This window comes from Paraburkholderia sediminicola, assembly GCF_046030555.1.
GTDB lineage: Bacteria > Pseudomonadota > Gammaproteobacteria > Burkholderiales > Burkholderiaceae > Paraburkholderia > Paraburkholderia sediminicola_E.
Genome location: NZ_JAQQCH010000026.1, coordinates 42,843 through 62,866, shown reverse-complemented (window position 1 = coordinate 62,866; position 20,024 = coordinate 42,843). Strand labels below are relative to the sequence as shown.

Genomic DNA, 20,024 nt, shown 5'->3' with positions numbered 1-20,024 from the left:
TCATCCTTTCGGCACACCTCATGGAAGAAGCTTACCAATACGACTGCGCGAATCCCGAGTTCGAGGAATTGGCGCGCGTCATCAGCGATCTGTTTCCCGAGCAGACGCAGTTCATCCAGCAAGCGGGCGAAGACGGCACACCGACGCTGGCGATTCGTTGGGTTGCAATGCGTTTCGGTGCGACCGCGCGCCGTATCGTGATGACTGTGGTGATCGCGCCGACGGCATTGGCGCGTTATCGCGCGTTGCCGGCGCGGCTGCGCGGGCGGAGTTTCGCGGTGCTGCGGGCGTATGTCGAAGCAAGCATCGGCTCGCTCGAAGAGCAGTATGCGAACGGCGAGACGGTAGCGCGCGATGTGACGGTGGATCTCGGCGACGAGTTTGCCTGAAGCGATGGTGACTCAAGACCCTCGGGCCATCGGCTGGAAGGCGGGCCTGAGTGCGGGGGGCTGACCGCGCCGAGCCGGCCAACGCTCGCCGGCCGTGACTCAGGCGACGAGTCAGTCCGCAAGCCGATAGACCTTCGCGAAACGTGCGGCCTGCACCACGCCGTAGTCGCCGGGGGCGTACTGCATGATCCAGTCGCCGGCCGCGCCGTGCAGTACGTCGCCACCACTCGCTGAGCGGGCCAGTGAAAACGCTTCATTCATCTGTTTGGCTAGCACGATGGCCGGGCGGTTGCGGTATGCACCGGGCTCGCCATGAGCGAGGGCGGTGTCTTCAGGCAGGTATTTGGCGTCGAACCGCTCACGTGAGACGACCCAGCGGTCGCCGGTCGATCCGGTGATCAGCGCGTCGCCGCGGGCATAGCGGTTCGGGCCTTCCAGGCTCATCAGTTCGCCTTCGACGGCGGCGAATTCAACGCTCACGGTTTCGTTTTTGACGACGCGCCGGGCGTTTGCATCGTTACTCAGATCGAGATTTTTGAGTTCGGTCATGGAGCGAGTCGGTGTGGAAATATTGACAGCCGCGCTGGGGCGTTACGCCCGGCGCGGCATACTCGCATCATGCCAGATGCATGTGAAGATCGGATTCTTTTGCCATTGGCGTAGGCAGGCGGACGCATCCCGCCGCCAAAGGCAAAAGAACCGGGCGCGCAGCGCGGAAACCCGCGCCGCGCGCAATTGACTACGCAATCAAGCTCTTACGGCTTCACAGCCGTATCACTCCGCGGCAGCGGCCGGCGCTTTCTTGCTGCCGCCCTTGCCGTGGTGGCGATGGCTGCCTTCAGGGCCGCCCTGATGGAACGTCACGTCGGCCAGCTTCTTCTGCTCCGGCGAGAAGCTGCTATACAGCGGATCGAACGCATCGACCAGCTTCTTCATGCCGTCCGCATGCGCTTGTGCGATCGCCGCGTATTGTTTCATGTCGTCGACTGCCGACAGGTTCGTGTTGGCCTTGCGCTGCTGGAACAACTGTCCCATCGTCTCGCCGTTGTTGCGCATGACGTCGGCGAACGCGTTCCATTGCGATTCCTGCGCCGAAGTAATCTTCAACTGCTTATGCAGGTAGGCGATGCGGTCTTCGACGTTGCGCTCGTGACCCGCTTTTGCGGCAGGCGCCGAAGCTGCGGCGGCAACCGGTGCCGAAGCCGGTGCGGAAGTTTGTGCGAACGCGCCGCTCATGGCGACTGCGGTGGCCAGCATTACGAGTGCTTTTTTCATCGAAACTCCTGATGTCTGTTCGAATTATGACAAGGCGAGTATGGCGAGCGGCCCAACGCGCGTCGCCATAGCGACGCAGGGCGGCCGGCTGCCCACTTCGCCGTCGCCGCTATTTGTATCACGATATCCCTACAATGCGGCTGCAGTGCGACAAACGCTTACAACCGAAACGAACAGGAAATAGCGGGTGGACAAATTCGTCAGCATGGAAATCTTCGTCGCCGTGGTCGAGGCGGGCAGTCTCACAGCGGCCGCCGAGCGCTTCGACATTTCGTCGGCGATGGTGGGCAAGCATATCCGTTCGCTCGAAACACGGCTCGCGACGCGGCTTCTGACGCGCACCACGCGTCGTCAGAGTCTGACTGAAATCGGCCGGCAATATTACGAGCAGTGCCGGCGCATTCTGGCGGACGTCAAGGAGGCGGAGTCGCTCGCCGAGGCAATGGCAGCCGCGCCGCGCGGGGTGCTGAAGGTGACGGTGCCGCTGACATACGGCGTCGAAGTCTTTGCCCCGGCGATGACCGATTATCTGAGCGCATGGCCGGACGTGAGCCTCGAACTGGATCTGTCGAATCGCGTGATCGACCTGGTGGAAGAGGGCTTCGACGCGTCGGTGCGAATCGGCCATTTGCCGGATTCCAGTTTCGTCGCGCGGCCGTTGAAGCCTTACCGGATGCGCGCGTGCGCGTCGCCGGCCTATCTGGAACGGGCCGGCATACCCCGCACGCCGGCCGATCTTATGCAGCACGAATGCCTGGGCTTTTTGCATTGGGGCCGCGAGGGTTTGTGGCGGCTAGGTGGTGAGAACGCGAACGAAAACCAGCTGCGCGCCGGACGGTTCCGGGCGAACAACGGCCAGGCGCTCAAGGTTGCCGCATTGCGCGGCTTCGGGCTGGTGTTGCAGCCGGAGGCGCTGCTTGCGCGAGAGATCGCCAGCGGCGAGTTGGTGTCGGTACTGGAAGACTATCTGCCCGATGGCGCGCCGGTCCATCTGGTCTATCCACGCGATCGCCGCGCCACGCCCAAGCTCACCAGCTTTATCGATTTCGTGATCGAGCGGTTCGGGGTGTGATCCTGCCGCTTGCCTTGCTGCGTTTCCCGCCCGCTCAGTGCCGCTTCCCGATCGCTGCTAGCCGCTCATCATTCGGTCGGCGATGACTCGGGGTTCCTCTGCCTGCCGCCCGATGCCGAAGACGCGCGATAATCCGCCCATTGTTGACCAACTTCTTTCGCCCTCGATGAGACCTCCGCGCCTCGACCAACTCGACGACCTCGACCGCAACCTCGTTGCGCTGCTGCAAGCCAACGCCCGTGAGAGCGTCGCCAATCTCGCGCGTCAACTGGACGTGGCGCGCACTACGGTGATCGCCCGGATTGCGCGGCTCGAGCGCAGCAACGTGATCGGCGGCTACAGCGTGCGGCTCGGCCAGGACGTGCTCGACTCGAGCATCCAGGCGTACGTCGGCATCATCATCGCGCCGAAGTACGGGCCCGCCGTGCAGAAGCGCCTCGGCAAGATGCCCGAGGTGCAGTTGCTATGCGCGGTGAGTGGTGATTTCGACTATGTCGCGTGGCTGCGTGCCGATTCGCCCGACCGCCTCAACGATCTGCTCGATGAGATCGGTGGATTGGAAGGCGTCGAGCGAACCACGACGTCGATCATTCTTGCACGCAAGATCGACCGCGGCATGGTGTGAGCGCACGGCAAATTTTTACGCCGTTTTAACATGTTTTCGACATATCGACTGATTGCGTCGTCATAACGTCGAAATTCATGGTCATAGCGCAGCACTTTGCGCGTATGAACTGTTTTTGCTTCTCCCTAAACTGTGTCTCAAGGGTTCAGCCCGCCGGGCGCAGCGCCAAGCGCAGCGCACTTCCCAAGCTGGAGACAGCAGATAACAAACCATCTTGAATGGGACCGGAGTAGGCGCTAAAGCGCTAACTCCGGTCGACAAAGGAGAAGCGCATGAAAGTAGCCATTGTTGGCGCAGGTTTGATCGGTCACACCATCGCCCACATGTTGCGTGAAACCGGCGACTACGACGTCGTCGCGTTCGACCGCGATCAGCACGCGCTCGATAAGCTCGCTGCCCAAGGCATCCCGACCCGGCGCGTCGATTCCGCCGATGCCGCCGCGCTGCGCGCCGCTATTCAGGGCTTCGACGCGCTCGTCAACGCGCTGCCGTATTACCTCGCGGTGAACGTGGCCTCGGCGGCCAAGGGGGCCGGCGTCCATTACTTCGATCTGACCGAAGACGTGCGCGCCACCAGCGCGATCCGCGCGATCGCCGACGACGCCGATCACGCCTTCATGCCGCAATGTGGTCTGGCGCCGGGCTTCATCGGCATCGCCGCGCATGAACTGGCGAGCCGTTTCACTGAAATCCGCGACGTCAAGATGCGCGTCGGCGCGCTGCCGGAGTTTCCGACCAATGCGCTGAAGTACAACCTGACGTGGAGTGTCGACGGCCTGATCAACGAGTACTGTCAGCCGTGCGAAGCGATCCGCGACAGCCGCACGCAGTGGGTGCAGCCGCTTGAAGGCCTTGAGCACTTCTCGCTCGACGGCACCGAATACGAAGCTTTCAATACTTCCGGCGGGTTGGGCACGCTATGCGAAACCCTGTCGGGCCGTGTCGAATCGCTCGACTACAAGTCGGTGCGCTATCCGGGCCACCGTAACCTGATGCAGTTCCTGCTGGAAGACCTGCGTCTTTCGAGCGATCGCGATACGCTCAAGACCATCATGCGCCGCTCGGTGCCCGCGACGGCGCAAGACGTCGTGCTGGTGTTCATCACCGTGAGCGGTATGCGCGACGGTCAACTGGTGCAGGAAGTCTTCACCCGCAAGATCTTCGCGAAGACGGTGTGTGGCGTGGCGATGAGTGCGATCCAGATCACCACGGCCGGCGCGATGTGCGCGGTGCTCGATCTGTTCCGCGAGCAGAAACTGCCGCAAAGCGGTTTCGTGCGTCAGGAACAGGTGTCGCTGCGCGATTTCCTCGCGAATCGCTTTGGCCAGTTATACGAAGGGCAGTCGCTGGATGCGATGGCGACGGTGTAAACCGCAACTGTCGCGTTGAGGGTGCAAATGAGGCTCAAAACCGGGGGCCGTGCGTCCACGCGGCGGTGACTCTGCCGCGAGTAACGAAGCAGGCCTCGCAGAAGGCCGCCTGATGAACGCCCCGCCATGCGGGGCGTTTTGCGTTTTTGCGTTTGAAACACCGGTGCTAGACAGGCAGCGGCGGCAGCATCGCAGATGACGCATACGGGTCGCCTACGATGCGTGCGAGCAGCGCTTCGTAGTCCGCGTGGGTTGGCGCGGTGTTGTCGAACATCAACAGGTCCTCGCGAATATCGCCGCTCGGCTTCTTTGCCAGAGTGGTCTTGCCGGTGCCTGCGTGACCGCAGAAGAAAACCAGATGGGTCACGAAGACGTGTCCTCGGGCGTCGCGCTCCGGGTGCCGGCATGCTGTGGGTCACGCGCGAATTTGCCGCTCGCTTCCAGCCACATCACATTGATGATGCCGAAGCCCAATGCCACGCCGATGCCGAGAATCCAGGTGAAATACCACATTGCAGTCTCCTTGATCGTATGTCCGGCGAGGCGGGCGCTGAAGCGTGGCGCATAGCCGGCACAGCGAAGCGAACCTGCTGGCAGACAAAAGTGGCACGCGACGGATCCGAGGGTAAATCCGCAGCGCGCAGCGCCCACAACGCAGCGCTTTGCAGCGATCATGAAGAAGAACGCGGTCCTGTGCAAGAGGGGGCGCGGAGTCTGGCCGTTCGGCCAGGATGGCGCAATGCGCCTATAACAAGAGCAACACCCGCAACAAACCGGGAGACCCAGCATGCCGATGCGCCAGCACTTCCACTGCAAAGCCGCGTTGCTTGCGCTTGCCATCGCGTTGCTTGCCGGTTGCGCCGCCACACCTGCCGAACCCGTCCCGTTCAAGGAAGTACCGCAAGCGCGTATCGTTCAGCCCGGTTATACGCAGCCCGGAACCGGACTGGTTGCCGTCGACGTGCGGCGCGAACGTTCCCGCGATGTGATCGTCCGGTTTCGCGATGCCCTGGTGTATGTCGACGGTGAGCAGGTCACCGATCTGATGAACGGCGAACATGTGGTCTTCTATCTGAGCCCGGGCGTGCACCGCATCGGTGTCTCCACGCAATTCGATCCGGTCGTGGAGATGCGCTTTACGGTCACGGCCGACACCCGCTATTCGAACCGCGCGTCGATCATTTTCGGGGAGGATCACCGCATCGCTTTGCGCAGGGTTGCGCGATAGCGCAGGGCTTTAACAATTGGATACATGGCGGTCACGCTCAGCCCTTAACATGGCGGCTGTCGTGTATTCGTTCATGAATATCCGCCGCCGGGCTTACGCAAGCGTGAAGCCGGCCGGCCTATTCAGTTTTCAAGGTAATCCAACATGCTGATCAATTGCGCCGCCTATCAGGACGGCCGGAAGCTGGCTGACATCGATATCGAGAGCATCAGCGACTACGTGGCGCGGCCCGAGTGCTTCGTCTGGGTCGCGCTGAAAGACCCGGAGCCGGAGGAGCTGGCCGTAATGAAACACGAGTTCGGCCTGCACGAACTCGCGATAGAAGATGCGCAAAACGGCCATCAGCGGCCGAAAATCGAGGAGTACGGCGAGTCGCTATTCGCGGTCATGCATACCGTGGAAATGGACGAAGCGGGCGAACTGCTGATCGGCGAGGTCGACGTGTTCGTGGGGCACAACTATGTGTTATCGGTGCGCCGCGGCGCGCGCGCCGGGTTCCAGAACGTTCGCGCCCGCTGCGAGCGCGAGCCGCAATTGCTCAAGGAGGGCTCGGCGTTCGTGCTGTACGCGCTGGCGGACGACATCGTCGATCGTTATTTCCCGATCGTCGAGGCGATGAACACCGAGATCGAAGCACTCGAAGACCGCATCTTCGAACGCAACAATTCGGCGGCCTCGCGCGCGATCATTGAGGATCTGTACTCGTTGAAACGCCGCCTCGTGATCCTGCAGCACCACATTGCACCACTGCAGGAAGCGATCAGCAAATTGACGGGCGGGCGTATTCCGAGCGTCTGCGAAGGCATGCAAGCCTATTTTCGCGATGTCTACGACCATCTCGAACGGATCGTCCGAATCATCGACGGCCGGCGCGAAATGGTCGTCACCGCGGTACAGGTCAATCTGGGGATGATCTCGCTTGCCGAAAGCGAGGTGACCAAGCGGCTCGGCTCGTTTGCCGCCTTGTTCGCGGTGCCGACCATGATCGCCGGCATCTACGGGATGAACTTCCAGAGTATTCCTGAGCTGCATTACCGGTTCGGCTATCCGGTCTGTCTGGCTGTCATGCTCACCGTGGACGTGATCCTGTACTGGCGCTTCCGCAAGGCCGGCTGGCTTTGACGAGCCTTTGGCCCATCGCCCTCGCTGTTGCCGCTTGCACCGTGCGCAATAAAAGTCCAGCATAAACGGCCCGCCGACTGCTGAGTTTGCAGCCGGTGGCAAATTTGCCACGCACGGACCCAGCGAGGAACCTTTGCCAACCTGCAGCCTGCCGGCGCGCTTGCGCGCCGCGCCGGTCGAAACTATCGAGCGCGCTGCATCGACGCACTTTTTGCGGACCGATGCATCGCAGCACGGCGATCCGTTGACAATCCGAACAGGGCACGCTGAGAATAGGCCCTCACAAACGTTTGCGCACCACAAAAAATACGGCTCGACCGCGAGCCCGACAAACCTGGAGATATGCATGAGTCATCGCATTCGCCGCCGCATGGTGGCGGCCGCCGTTCTCGTCACTGCTACCGCCGCTTTGCCGTTTTCGTCCGCTTATGCGCAAACCGCGCCTGCCCATAAGCCGAGGGTCGCGCTGGTGATGAAGTCGCTCGCGAACGAGTTCTTCCTGACCATGGAAAACGGCGCCAAGGACTATCAGAAACACAATACCTCCCAGTTCGACCTGATCACCAACGGTATCAAGGACGAAACCGATACCGCGAACCAGATCCGGATCGTCGAACAGATGATCGTCTCGAAGGTCGATGCGATCGTGCTGGCTCCGGCTGATTCGAAGGCGCTGGTGCCGGTCGTCAAGAAAGCTATCGACGCAGGCATCATCGTTGTGAACATCGACAACCGGCTCGACCCGGATGTGCTCAAGTCGAAAGACCTGAACGTGCCATTCGTCGGCCCGGATAACCGCAAGGGCGCGCAGAAGGTCGGCGATTACCTGGGCAAGAAGCTGAAGGCGGGCGACGAAGTCGGCATTATCGAAGGCGTGTCGACCACCACCAACGCGCAGCAGCGCACCGCGGGCTTCAAGGACGCCATGCAGACCGTCGGCGCCAAGGTCGTGTCGGTGCAATCGGGCGACTGGGAAATCGACAAGGGCAACGCGGTGGCGTCGGCCATGCTCAATGAGTATCCGAACCTGAAGGCGCTGCTGGCCGGCAACGGCAACATGGCGATCGGCGCGGTCTCGGCCGTGCGCGCGGCGGGCAAGCAAGGCAAGGTGATGGTGGTCGGCTACGACAACATCGGCGCGATCAAGCCGATGCTCAAGGACGGCCGCGTGCTCGCCACCGCCGACCAGTACGCCGCCAAGCAGGCCGTGTTCGGCATCGACACCGCGTTGAAAGCGATCAGCGAGCACAAGAAGCAGTCGCAATTGTCAGGCGTCGTGGAAACGCCGTGCGACCTGGTGGCCAGGTAAGCGGCGGCCAGTAAATATTCCCAAGTACTGAAAAGTAGCGGAGGAAGCAGCACCCCAGGAAGCACCGCAACACGGCAGGGCACGCGGGTTCGCGCCGACGCCGCTGCATCTTGAATGCACGGCAAGAAGCACGCGAATCCGCGCCAATTCAATAAACGCTCAAGAAACCTGCTACGCCGCCGTTAATTCCAGAGGTAAGCGTCATGACGGTGGCTGCGCGGCGGGAGGGGCGGGGCCGACAGCACCTGCGCATTCGGCGCATCGGGCCGGCATGACACGTGGCCGCGGTTGGCGGTTTCATTCGAGCGAATCGCATGAAGCCGCGCCGGGAGTTACGGAACCGGGATTGCGATGGATTCAACTGATCACGACGCGTTGCCTGCCGTACTCGTACTGTCTGTCAGCGGTATCGGTAAGCCCTATGCCGAACCGCTGCTCGCCGACGTTTCGCTGTCGCTGCGCGAGGATGCGCCCGTCACTCAGGAAGCAGGGAGTCTGTCATGACCGATCGATCGGTGCGTGAAGGATCGAGCGGGCAGCCGGGTGCGGAAAACGTGGCCAACGCGGCCAACGCGGGCAACATAACGCCGCCTACCGACCCCTCCGCGCCGCTGGCAAGCGGCAAGCGGCAAGCGGCAAGCGGCAAGCGGCAAGCCGGCCGGCACGCGGCTCGGCTTTTCGAACTACCTGGGCCTCGCGCAGATCGGCGCGAACGAGCCGACCAAGCGGATGATCACCGGCGCGGTGATCGTAGTGGCGGTGGTGCTGGATACCTATCGCAGCCGCCGTAAGCGCGCATGAAGAAGGTACGGGTTGTCAGCAGCCTAGCGTGTCAGGAGCAGTCGAAGCACCAGGAACGGTAAAGCGTAAGTATTCATGGGTTTAGGTCTGTCATCGATGAAGACGTCCGGTGTGTCGCCAGATGGCGTGGCCGGCGGGAACAACAGGCAGGAGAGCAACAGGTTATGGCGACGATCAAGGATGTAGCGGCCGTGGCGGGCGTGTCGTTCACGACGGTATCGCACGTGGTGAACAACTCACGGCCGGTGTCGGCCGACGTGCGCGCGAAGGTCGAACACGCGATCCGTCAGCTTCACTATGTGCCGTCGGCGGTGGCCCGTTCGCTCAAAGCGCGGGCGACGGCGACGATCGGTCTGGTGGTGCCGAACAGTACGAACCCGTATTTCGCGGAGATGGCGCGTGGTATCGAGGATGGTTGCTCGCGCAACGGCTACTGCCTGTTCTTCTGCAATTCGGACGACGACCCGGCCAAGCAGCGTAACTATCTGCGCGTGCTGCAGGAAAAACGTATCGACGGACTGATTGTCGCCTCCGCGGGCGACGACGCGGTGCTGGCGCAGGCCCTCGCCAACGCCCGTGAGCCGCTGGTCGTCGTGGACCGCAATATTGAAGGCGTGAACGCGGATCTGGTGCAGATCGACCACGAGAAGGGCGGTTATCTCGCAACGCGTCATCTGCTCGAACTGGGGCACGTGCGGATCGGCTGCATCACCGGGCCGGTGAAAACGGCGGTAAGCGCCATGCGGGTGCACGGTTTCATTCGCGCCATGGCGGAGCGCGGCATTGAGATTCCGGCCGGCGCGATTGTCGAAAGCGATTTTTCGGGGACGGGTGGCCATCGTGCGGCTGGACAACTGTTCGACACCGTGAAGCCGTCGGCGATTTTTGCCGGCAACGACATGATGGGCATCGGCGCGCTGCGCGCCGCGGCGGAGCGCAATATCAGCGTGCCGCGCGATTGTTCGATCATCGGCTTCGACGATATCGAACTGGGACGCTTCACCTATCCCGCGCTCTCGACCGTCGGGCAGTCGGTCCGCGCGCTCGGCGATATGGCCGCGCAGACGTTGATTGAGCGGATCGCGGGGACGTCGGCCGGCACCGCGCGTGCGCCGGGTCGCCGGCGTGTTGTGTCGCCGCGGCTGATCGTGCGCGAATCCACCGCGACCTGGGCCGGCTCGGCGAGGCGCGATCTGGCTGCCTGATCCAGCCGCGCCGCGTTGGCGGCATCGAGCACTGCGTTACCGGACGCGAGTTGAAAGACCTCGTGTCCGGCCTTTCGATTTCGCGTTCGGCTTTTCGTACAGCCCCGGCCTGAAATCCATTCCCTCCCTCCCCAAAAGCGCTGCGCGACCTTCGCGCCGGCGCTGTCTGTCAGTGGTTTGTAATTTCTTCTAATTCCTTACAACGCCTTTCTTCATACTATATAAATCCTTCAAGTATGCAAATCGAGTGCCGTAAACGAGGGTATTAGAGCGCCACATCAAATAAGCGCCCTGCACGCAGACGTCACACGTTACCCCGCGCTGCGCACACAGCCTCTCATTTGCCAAGTACAGGAACAAGCATGTTGAACAAAGGCATTACGATCAAGGCACGGATTGGCCTCACGACGGCTTTTCTCGCTGCACTGCTAGTCGCCATCGGCGTTTTCGGTCTGTTCGGCATGAGCCGTTCGAACGACGCCTACCAGGACACCTTCACTAACGCCATGCCGAGCGCGGTCGATATCGGCAACGCCGAGATCTATTCGGCGCGCGAGCGGCTGGCGCTCGACCGGGCTGCGTTCATGATGGGCACGCCGGAAGCGGCGCCGACGCTCGAGCGCGCGCGTTCGATGCGGGTTACGTCCGACGCGTGGTGGAAAAAGTATATGGATCTGCCGCGCGACGCCGAGGAAGACCGTCTTGCGCAGACCGTCATTGCCAAACGCGACGTGCTGCATCAGCAAATGGACGCGTTTGCGGCGATTGTCACGGAGAACGCCCCGAGCAAGGTCGTCGACGGTGCCAAGGCTTTGCAGGCGGCGTACAACGATCTCGGCGACGCCGACGACGCGTTGCGCAAGTATCAGTTCGTATCGGCCAAGCAAGGTTACGACTCCGCGCAGAACAACTTTGAAGTGTTCCGCATCGTGAGCGCCGTTGCGCTGCTGGCCGGCGTGCTGGCTGCGGTGCTGTCCTATCTGACGCTGAGTCGCGCGATTGGCCGTCCGCTCGATCAGGCCCTCGGCCATTTCGACGCCATCGCCGCAGGCGACCTGCGCCACCCGGTCGTGGTCACCTCGCGCAACGAAATGGGGCAGTTGCTTGAGGGCATCGCCAGGATGCAGCGCAGTCTCACCGAAACGGTGCGCGCTGTGCGCAGTGGCAGTGAATCGATCGCGACGGCCACGCGCCAGATCGCAGCCGGCAATATCGACCTGTCCTCGCGAACGGAAGAGCAGGCGTCGGCGCTGCAGGAAACCGCGTCGAGCATGGAAGAGCTGACCGGCACGGTTAAGCAGAATGCCGATAACGCCCGTCAGGCGAGCGCGCTCGCCGCCAATGCATCGGAGATCGCCAATAAAGGCAGTTCGGTGGTCAGCCAGGTGGTCGGCACGATGGGCGACATCAATCAGAGCTCGGCGAAAATTGCCGACATCATTTCGATCATTGAAGGAATTGCGTTCCAGACCAACATCCTCGCCCTGAATGCGGCTGTGGAAGCGGCGCGGGCTGGCGAAGAAGGACGCGGGTTCGCGGTGGTGGCAGGCGAAGTGCGCAGCCTCGCGCAGCGTTCCTCGGCGGCGGCCAAGGAAATCAAGGAACTGATCGACACCTCGGTGGAACGCGTGCAGTCCGGCTCGGCGCTGGTCGACGAAGCCGGCCGTACGATGACCGAGATCATCGGTGCGGTGCAGCGCGTGACCGACATCATGGGTGAGATCGCGGCGGCCTCGGAAGAGCAAAGCAGCGGCATCGACCAGGTGGCGCGCGCGGTTACCCAGATGGACGAGGTCACGCAACAGAATGCCGCCCTGGTCGAAGAAGCGGCCGCCGCGGCGTCTTCGCTCGAAGATCAGGCCGGCAAGCTGCGTACCGCGGTCGCGGTGTTCCACCTCGACGAAAGCGGCGTCAAGGCGCCGGTCAGCGTGGCGCCGAAGCGCGCGGCCGCGCCGGTTCGCACGACGACGGCACGTAAAGTGTCACGACCCTTGTCACAATCCGGTGCGCAGGCCGTCACCGCAGCCAGGGCATCTGCTGTATCAGCGTCGACGCCGGTTGCCGCTGTGCCCACGAGAACACCGGCGAAGGCCGTGGCAAGCGCGGGCAGCGATCAGGATTGGGAAACCTTCTGATCGGGAACCGACGACCGGCGCGACACGGTAACGGCGTGGCTACTATAGGGGCGTGCGACGTCCGCACCGCGTTTTGAACGCGACGCCAGAGCCTGCGACTGGTCATGCAACGGCCACGACGTTGCAACATTCGTTCCCGCTGGAGCGTTAGACGGAAAGCGTGCTGATGCGGATTGACCGCATGACGACAAAGACCGCGATTGCACATGCAACCGCGGTCTTTTTTTACGGTCTGCGCACTAAGTAACGTTGCCAAGTGCTGTCCACGCCCTGGTGAGCGTCGTGATCCGGTACATTGACGGACGCGACTACGGCCTGCATCGGCGACGTCGCCGCTTCAGGCAGTCAGCGCGCGGACCGTCAGCCCGCTTTTTCAACTGCTGCAACTCAGCGCGGCAACCCAACGCTCAACGCGCCAGCCATAAAGGACCGACATGACGCCATACGACCTCGCGCACCACCTCGTCGAAGCCCGCCGGCAGCATCGCCCGATCGATGCGCCTCCACCAGACAGCCTGCCGCCCGACGCGGCAACCGCCTATGCGATCCAGCAGGCTGTCATTGCGGGCCTTGGCGACTCGACGGGCGCGTGGAAGATCGGCGCCAGAGCGCCCGGCGGGGCCGCCGGAGGCGCGCCCATTCCAGCTTCGCTGGTGCTGCCGTCGCCGGCACGGGTGGCCCATACCGGCTTCTTCCGCGTGCTGGTCGAGCTGGAGATCGCCTTTCGTTTCGCCGAGGCGATCGAGCCACGCGGCCGGGCTTATGCGCGCGACGAGGTGCTGTCGAAGGTCGGCGTCGTGCTGCCGACCATTGAGATCGTCGATAGCCGCTTTGCCGAATGGCCCAATGTCGCGCCGCTCGCGCAACTGGCCGACGCGCAGAACAATGGCGCATTGATCACCGGCCATCCCGCTGCCTATGCGGGCCTCGCACGCGGCTTCGATTTCGTATCGCCTGAACTGGAGCTAAGTTTCGACGGCAACTCGCTCGTGCCCGAAGCCACCGGCAATCCGGCCGGCGATCCGCGCGAACTGCTCGTCTGGTTCGTCAACCATTGCGCCGCGATGGGCATCACCATCGAGCCGGAATGGACCTTGACCACCGGTTCGTACGTCGGTGCGCACAATGTGGACAAACCGGGGGTTGTGCGCGGCCACATCGACGGTCTCGGGGAAGTGGAGGTTGAACTGACCTGAGCGTGTCACGCGTAGTTGTAACGGCGCGCTTGTAACGGTTCGACTGTAACCAGCGATTACGAAGTATCAGGACGCATCAGGAAGCATCAAGCAAACGGCTGCCCGCGGGCGGCCGTTTTACATTTGCCGCATCTGTGTTGGGCACTTAGCCGTATACACCTATGAAGCGACCCGATGCACTGCCGTGATCCAGTTATACGCGCGACTAACCATGCGGCCGACGCGGTTAATACGAGGGACAGGTAAGCGCGGCAACGCGCAGCGGCTTGGCCGTGCTGGATGCGACAAAACGTGCGCGTGCAGACAGGCTGTCCGGTGTAACAGTGAGATTGTTCGATGAACGAGACGATTCGTGTAACGGCGCATGGCGATCTGTGCTGAGCAGCACGGCAAGCAGCGGGCGCCGTCAGAACGCAATGGCAGTGGAGAGGCCGCAACGTGGGTCTGCCGTCGTTACGCAAGAGCCGCGATGCGAGCGCAAAATTGTAGGTGAGCGAATCTGTGTTTCCAAGTGAGGAATGTTGGGAGGCACATACGGCGCGATTTTCGCAACGTAGTTCATGGAAAAAAAATTTAAAAGGGTTTAGGATGAATTCGAGCGATGTCGTTTCCGAATAGCGCGCCGCGCACGACATCGGTCTAGACTTCGGCGAGGAGGTAGCATGGATATCTACAGCAGTTTCGCGACCCGCTTCGAGAAAACGCGAGAAGATGAACTCTCGCTCGAGGAGTATCTCGCGCTCTGCAAAGACAATCCCGCCGCGTACGCCACAGCTGGCGAACGCATGTTGACGGCAATCGGTGAACCAGAACAGATCGACACTCGCAACGATCCGCGCATGTCACGTATCTTTGCGAACAAGGTCATCAAGGTATACCCCGCATTCCGTGAGTTCTACGGAATGGAAGAGGTGATCGAGCAGGTGGTCGCCTACTTCCGGCACTCGGCCCAGGGGCTCGAAGAAAGGAAGCAGATTCTGTATCTGTTGGGACCGGTCGGCGGCGGTAAATCGTCGATCGCGGAACGTCTGAAGCAACTCATGGAACGCGTGCCGTTCTACTCGATCAAGGGCTCGCCCGTGAACGAGTCGCCTCTCGGTCTGTTCGATTACGACGAGGACGGTCCGATCCTCGAAGAGCAATATGGTATTCCACGCCGCTACCTGAAAAACATTCTGAGCCCGTGGGCGGTGAAACGCCTGCACGAATACAACGGCGACATCCGTAAATTCCGCGTGGTGCGCCGCTACCCGTCGATCCTTCGCCAGATCGGTATCGCCAAGACCGAGCCGGGTGACGAAAACAATCAGGACATTTCGTCGCTGGTCGGTAAGGTCGACATCCGCAAACTCGAACAGTACGCACAAGACGATGCGGACGCATACAGCTACTCCGGTGGCCTGTGCCTCGCGAATCAGGGCCTGCTCGAGTTCGTCGAAATGTTCAAGGCGCCGATCAAGGTCTTGCACCCGCTGCTTACCGCGACTCAGGAAGGCAACTTCAAGGGCACGGAAGGGTTCGGCGCGATTCCGTTCGACGGCGTGATCCTCGCTCACTCGAACGAGTCGGAATGGAAGGCGTTCCGCAACAACCGGAACAACGAAGCACTGCTCGACCGGATCTTCGTCGTGAAGGTGCCGTACTGCCTGCGCTACGGCGAAGAGGTCAAGATCTACGAGAAACTGCTGCGCAATTCGTCGCTGGCCAGTGCGATATGCGCGCCAGGTACGCTGAAGATGATGGCGCAGATGTCGGTGCTCACGCGCTTGCAGGAGCCGGAAAACTCCAGCCTCTTTTCGAAGATGCAGGTGTACGACGGCGAGAATCTCAAGGACACCGATCCGAAGGCCAAGTCGTATCAGGAGTATCGCGACTTCGCGGGCGTGGATGAAGGGATGACCGGCGTGTCGACCCGCTTCGCGTTCAAGATCCTGTCGCGTGTATTCAACTTCGATTCGACTGAGGTCGCGGCGAATCCGGTACACCTCATGTACGTGCTCGAACAGCAGATCGAACGCGAACAGTTTCCGCCGGAGACCGAACAGAAGTATCTATCGTTCATCAAGGACGTGCTGGCGTCGCGCTATGCCGAGTTCATCGGCAAGGAGATTCAGACCGCGTATCTGGAGTCGTATTCCGAATATGGTCAGAATATTTTCGACCGCTACGTGACGTATGCGGACTTCTGGATTCAGGATCAGGAGTTCCGCGACCACGACACCGGCGAGAGTTTCGACCGCGCGGCGTTGAACGCCGAACTGGAGAAGATCGAGAAACCTGCGGGTATCAGCAACCCGAAGGACTTCCGCAACGAGATCGTCAACTTCGTGCTGCGTGCGCGTGCTGCCAATGCGGGGAAAAATCCTGCCTGGATCAGCTACGAGAAGCTGCGCGTGGTGATCGAAAAGAAGATGTTCTCGAACACGGAGGAACTCCTGCCCGTGATCTCGTTCAACGCGAAAGGGTCGGCGGAAGAGCAGCGCAAGCACGAAGACTTCGTCAACCGGATGGTGACGAAGGGCTATACGCCGAAGCAGGTGCGCTTGCTATGTGACTGGTATCTGCGCGTGCGCAAGTCGTCATGATACGCACTGCGTGCCGCCCGTGCGGTCCGACCGCGCGGGCACCTTGCGAGGCGCGAGCTGCATGGACATAGCGTTGTGTTGGCAGCCATGCGAATGCAGCGTGCGTCTCGCGCACCCGAAATAGTGCAGCTGCATGGGACCAGAGTAAGTGTTTTGCACCCACTCTGGTCGACACGGGAGACCGGGCGTGCTTCATCAAATCATCGACCGCAGGTTGGCAGGCAAGAACAAGAGCATTGCAAACCGCGAGCGCTTTCTGCGCCGCGTTAAGAACTATATTCGGCGGGCCGTTTCGGAGGCGGTTCGCGATCGCAGCATCAAGGATATTCAGAACACCCAGAGCATCACCATCCCGCGCAAGGACATCGCGGAACCGTCGTTCCGGCATGGCCCCGGCGGCAAACGTGAAATGGTGCATCCGGGTAACTCGGATTACATCCGCGGCGACAAGATCCAGCGCCCGCAAGGGGGCGGTGGAGGAGGCGGGGGCAATCAGGCCAGCAATGAGGGCGACGGTCAGGACGACTTCGTGTTCGAGCTGAGCCGCGAAGAGTTCATGCAGTATTTCTTCGACGACCTTGAACTCCCACGTCTCGTCAAAACTCATCTGATGGCCGTGCCAACGTGGAAAAGCATCCGCGCCGGCTGGGCGGCCGAGGGTACGCCGAACAATATCGACGTGGTCCGTTCGCTGCGCAGCGCGCTCGGCCGCCGTATTGCGCTCGGTGCGCCGCTCGTCAATCAGTTGCACGAGATGGAACGGCAACTTGAAGTGATGAAAGCCGATCCGGACGACCGTCGCGACGAGATCAAACTGCTCGAAGAGGAAATCCACCATTTGCGCGGGCGCATCTGGCGCATTCCGTTTATCGATCCGTTCGATCTGCGCTACGTGAATCGTGTGAAGCAACCCACGCCGTCCAGCCAGGCGGTGATGTTCTGTCTGATGGATGTGTCCGGTTCCATGGACGAGCAGCGCAAGGATCTCGCCAAGCGCTTTTTCATCCTGCTGTATCTGTTCCTCAAGCGTAACTACGAAAAGATCGAAGTGGTGTTCATTCGTCACCACACCCGCGCCGAGGAGGTCGACGAAGACACGTTCTTTCATTCCACGGAAAGCGGCGGCACGGTGGTGTCGAGCGCGCTGGAGCTGATGCAGAAGGTGATGGACGAGCGCTATTCGCCGACTGAATGGAATATTTACGGCGCTCAGGCTTCGGACGGCGACAATTGGACCGACGATTCGCCCAAGTGCCGCAAGATACTTTCGGATGACATCCTGGAGAAGGTGCGCTATTTTGCATATATCCAGGTCACGCCAGAAGAGCAGAACTTGTGGCTCGAATATGCGCAGTTGGCGCTGAGCCAGCCGCACATGGCGATGAAGAAGGTCGAAACCGCGGCAGACATTTATCCGGTGTTTCGGGAGTTGTTTGAAAAGCAGGTGGCGTCTTCATGACAAAACACCTGCACAACGAAGCGCGCGGCTATCAGCCGGAGCGCGGGAAAGGCGTGCCGCAAGGTCAGTCGGGGCATGCCGAGGCGAAGGCGGACAATACGGGAGCCGCCGCAGCCGGAGCAGTCGACACCGCTGCAGCACGGGGACACACCGGAACGCCCACTGAGGGGCAAAGGGAAGTCCGTATGAACGTAGCCGATAGACGGCCTTTGCCGTGCCCGTCCGACTGGACCTTCGAATTGATCGAAGAGTACGACTCGCATATTGCCCGTGTTGCAGAGCAATATGAACTCGACGTGTATCCGATCCAGCTCGAACTCATCAGCGCCGAACAGATGATGGACGCGTACGCGTCCGTCGGCATGCCGGTGAACTACCGTCACTGGTCGTTCGGCAAACACTTTCTCTCGACCGAAAAAAGCTACCGTCGTGGGCAGATGGGGCTGGCGTATGAGATCGTCATCAATTCGAACCCTTGCATCGCGTACCTGATGGAAGAGAACACGATGACGATGCAGGCGCTCGTCATCGCGCACGCGGCCTATGGCCACAACTCGTTCTTCAAGGGCAACTATCTGTTCAAGTTGTGGACGGATGCGCACGCGATCATCGATTACCTCGTCTACGCGAAGAATTACATCGCGGAATGCGAAGAGCGCTTCGGGCTCGACCGGGTGGAGGAACTGCTCGACTCGTGCCACGCGTTGATGAACTACGGCGTGGACCGTTACAAACGTCCGCAGAAACTGTCGCTGGAAAAGGAGTTTGCGGCGCGCCGCGAACGTGAGGCTTATCTGCAATCGCAGGTCAACGAACTGTGGCGCACCTTGCCGACCCGGCATACGCCGTTGCCGGAGGAAACCGAGGAGCGTTATCCGCCGGAGCCGCAGGAAAACCTCCTGTATTTCGCGGAGAAGAACGCACCGTTACTCGAGCCGTGGGAGCGGGAAGTGATCCGCATCGTGCGCAAGGTCGGTCAGTATTTTTATCCGCAACGGCAAACCCAGGTCATGAACGAAGGCTGGGCCACGTTCTGGCACTACACCTTGCTCAACACGATGTATGCGCAGGGCAAGCTGGAAGACGGTTTCATGATGGAGTTTCTCCATTCGCACAGCAATGTGGTCTACCAGCCGCCGGTCACGAAACCGTATTACAGCGGGATCAATCCGTATGCGCTCGGTTTTTCGATGATGAGCGACATCCGCCGGATCTGCGAAGCGCCGACGGAGGAGGACCGCAAGTGGTTCCCGGAACTGGCCGGCAGTCCGTGGCTACCGGCGATGCACTATGCGATGCGCAACTTCAAGGACGAGAGTTTCGTCGCGCAGTATCTGTCTCCGCATCTGATTCGCGAGATGCGTCTGTTCTCGGTGCTGGACGACGATATGCGTGATGCGCTCGAAGTGTCTGCGATTCATGACGACAGTGGGTATCAGTATGTGCGTCAGGCGTTGTCGCGGCAGTACGACATGCATCATCGGGAGCCGAATATTCAGGTTTGGGCGGTGAATACGCGTGGTGACCGGAGCTTGACGTTGCGGCATTTCATGAGCGACAACCGGCATCTGTCCGGCGATAGCGATGAAGTGCTGAGGCACATGGCGCGTTTGTGGCAGTTTGACGTCTACCTGGAAAGCGTCGATGAGAATGGCACAGTGAGGAAGCGGTATGAGTGTAAGTATGTGCCTCCGGCAATAAGGGTTTGATACTGGTTTTTGCCCCTGCGGGGTGGGGTTGTGCTTCGCGGGGTGGTTTTCTTTTTTTTGAGCTGGTTGCTCTGGTTGCTCTGGTTGCCTGGCCGGCGCTTTCTTGTCTGTGTTTTTATGGTGTTGGCCTTTCCTTGTTTTCTTATTGGTTTATTAGCGTCGCCCCTGTGCGGGGCAGACACTTACTTTCTTTGCAGCCGCAAAGAAAGATAAGCAAAGAAAGCGGCTAACACCGCCAGCTCATAAGCAGGTCCCCTGGCTTGGAGGGGATAGTGGCGCATCTGGAATCTGTGTTCCCGCACAGTCGACCTGAGTGACAAGGGCGTCATACTTCCGGCGGCGCTGCGCGCGCCGTCGCGGTACTTCATTAAACCACCCGCCGCCTTTACACTCAGCGGCGCTCCGCAAACCCGCCCGCTATATTCGATGCCCACAGCACTTCACAAGCCGCCTGCCTTGCTCGATGCCCGTGACACTTCACAAGCCGCCTGCCTTGCTCGATGCCCGTGACACTTCACAAGCCGCCTGCCTTGCTTGATACCCG

The 20,024-nt window shown here is 61.0% G+C and carries 16 protein-coding genes and 4 pseudogenes; 15 read left to right on the top strand and 5 right to left on the bottom strand.

Annotated elements, in window-relative coordinates; translation table 11 throughout:
* The first annotated feature begins 20 nt into the window (after nt 1-20).
* Nucleotides 21-389 carry a DUF3022 domain-containing protein gene (locus PQQ52_RS28780; protein ID WP_408219043.1) on the top strand — a complete coding sequence of 123 codons (369 nt, stop codon included), beginning with the start codon at nt 21-23 and terminating at the stop codon, nt 387-389.
* 111 nt (nt 390-500) lie between these two features.
* Here PQQ52_RS28780 and PQQ52_RS28775 read toward each other — a convergent pair whose 3' ends face one another.
* The gene (locus PQQ52_RS28775; RefSeq protein ID WP_408219042.1) at nt 501-938 is read right to left on the bottom strand and encodes a PGDYG domain-containing protein; all 438 of its coding nucleotides are present in this window, start codon (nt 936-938) and stop codon (nt 501-503) included.
* A 206-nt stretch (nt 939-1,144) separates the two neighbouring features.
* Nucleotides 1,145-1,664 (bottom strand): annotated as a pseudogene (locus tag PQQ52_RS28770) (Spy/CpxP family protein refolding chaperone).
* A gap of 187 nt (nt 1,665-1,851) precedes the next feature.
* On the opposite strand from PQQ52_RS28770, the gene PQQ52_RS28765 reads away from it, so the two are divergent.
* The 3 genes from PQQ52_RS28765 to PQQ52_RS28755 all read left to right on the top strand — a co-directional run bounded on the left by PQQ52_RS28765 (nt 1,852) and on the right by PQQ52_RS28755 (nt 4,731).
* Nucleotides 1,852-2,736, top strand: coding sequence for a LysR substrate-binding domain-containing protein (locus PQQ52_RS28765; protein ID WP_408219040.1), 885 nt, complete (start codon nt 1,852-1,854; stop codon nt 2,734-2,736).
* 166 nt (nt 2,737-2,902) lie between these two features.
* Entirely contained in the window at nt 2,903-3,361 is a 459-nt protein-coding gene (locus PQQ52_RS28760) for an Lrp/AsnC family transcriptional regulator (RefSeq protein WP_408219037.1), read from the top strand.
* Between the two features lie 272 nt (nt 3,362-3,633).
* Nucleotides 3,634-4,731 (top strand): saccharopine dehydrogenase family protein, encoded by a 1,098-nt coding sequence (locus PQQ52_RS28755; RefSeq protein ID WP_408219034.1) that lies wholly within the window; start codon nt 3,634-3,636, stop codon nt 4,729-4,731.
* Between the two features lie 166 nt (nt 4,732-4,897).
* On the opposite strand, the pseudogene PQQ52_RS28750 reads toward PQQ52_RS28755, so the two are convergent.
* From PQQ52_RS28750 to cydX, 3 genes and pseudogenes are all read right to left on the bottom strand, one after another.
* Nucleotides 4,898-5,035 (bottom strand): annotated as a pseudogene (locus PQQ52_RS28750) (ATP-binding protein); the annotation flags it as partial.
* Nucleotides 5,021-5,098: pseudogene (locus tag PQQ52_RS28745) on the bottom strand (ATP-binding protein); the annotation flags it as partial. The pseudogenes PQQ52_RS28750 and PQQ52_RS28745, both read right to left, overlap by 15 nt.
* Nucleotides 5,095-5,244 (bottom strand): cytochrome bd-I oxidase subunit CydX, encoded by a 150-nt coding sequence (gene cydX, locus PQQ52_RS28740; protein ID WP_408219032.1) that lies wholly within the window; start codon nt 5,242-5,244, stop codon nt 5,095-5,097. The gene cydX and the pseudogene PQQ52_RS28745, both read right to left, overlap by 4 nt.
* A 274-nt stretch (nt 5,245-5,518) precedes the next feature.
* Between cydX and PQQ52_RS28735 the strand changes: the two genes are divergently transcribed.
* The 11 genes and pseudogenes from PQQ52_RS28735 (at nt 5,519) to PQQ52_RS28685 (ending at nt 19,480) form a co-directional block, all read left to right on the top strand.
* Nucleotides 5,519-5,959 carry a hypothetical protein gene (locus PQQ52_RS28735; protein ID WP_408219029.1) on the top strand — a complete coding sequence of 147 codons (441 nt, stop codon included), beginning with the start codon at nt 5,519-5,521 and terminating at the stop codon, nt 5,957-5,959.
* A 144-nt stretch (nt 5,960-6,103) separates the two neighbouring features.
* Nucleotides 6,104-7,081, top strand: coding sequence for a magnesium/cobalt transporter CorA (gene corA / locus PQQ52_RS28730; protein WP_408219026.1), 978 nt, complete (start codon nt 6,104-6,106; stop codon nt 7,079-7,081).
* A 346-nt stretch (nt 7,082-7,427) separates the two neighbouring features.
* Nucleotides 7,428-8,390 (top strand): sugar ABC transporter substrate-binding protein, encoded by a 963-nt coding sequence (locus PQQ52_RS28725; protein WP_408219024.1) that lies wholly within the window; start codon nt 7,428-7,430, stop codon nt 8,388-8,390.
* A 351-nt stretch (nt 8,391-8,741) separates the two neighbouring features.
* A complete protein-coding gene (locus PQQ52_RS28720; protein WP_408219131.1) occupies nt 8,742-8,894 on the top strand; it encodes a hypothetical protein in 153 nt (50 codons plus the stop codon).
* Between the two features lie 186 nt (nt 8,895-9,080).
* Nucleotides 9,081-9,191 (top strand): annotated as a pseudogene (locus PQQ52_RS28715) (ABC transporter permease); the annotation flags it as partial.
* 164 nt (nt 9,192-9,355) lie between these two features.
* Entirely contained in the window at nt 9,356-10,396 is a 1,041-nt protein-coding gene (locus PQQ52_RS28710; protein WP_408219021.1) for a LacI family DNA-binding transcriptional regulator, read from the top strand.
* Nucleotides 10,397-10,758: 362 nt separating this feature from the next.
* Complete coding sequence (locus PQQ52_RS28705; RefSeq protein ID WP_408219018.1) at nt 10,759-12,531, top strand: methyl-accepting chemotaxis protein; 1,773 nt, start codon at nt 10,759-10,761, stop codon at nt 12,529-12,531.
* Nucleotides 12,532-12,965: 434 nt separating this feature from the next.
* Nucleotides 12,966-13,727, top strand: coding sequence for a hydratase (locus PQQ52_RS28700; protein ID WP_408219015.1), 762 nt, complete (start codon nt 12,966-12,968; stop codon nt 13,725-13,727).
* A 662-nt stretch (nt 13,728-14,389) separates the two neighbouring features.
* Complete coding sequence (locus PQQ52_RS28695; protein ID WP_408219012.1) at nt 14,390-16,312, top strand: PrkA family serine protein kinase; 1,923 nt, start codon at nt 14,390-14,392, stop codon at nt 16,310-16,312.
* 187 nt (nt 16,313-16,499) lie between these two features.
* Nucleotides 16,500-17,771 (top strand): YeaH/YhbH family protein, encoded by a 1,272-nt coding sequence (locus PQQ52_RS28690; protein ID WP_063495930.1) that lies wholly within the window; start codon nt 16,500-16,502, stop codon nt 17,769-17,771.
* Nucleotides 17,768-19,480 carry a SpoVR family protein gene (locus PQQ52_RS28685; RefSeq protein WP_408219009.1) on the top strand — a complete coding sequence of 571 codons (1,713 nt, stop codon included), beginning with the start codon at nt 17,768-17,770 and terminating at the stop codon, nt 19,478-19,480. The genes PQQ52_RS28690 and PQQ52_RS28685 overlap by 4 nt, the downstream gene beginning before the upstream one ends.
* The last annotated feature ends 544 nt before the right edge of the window (nt 19,481-20,024 follow it).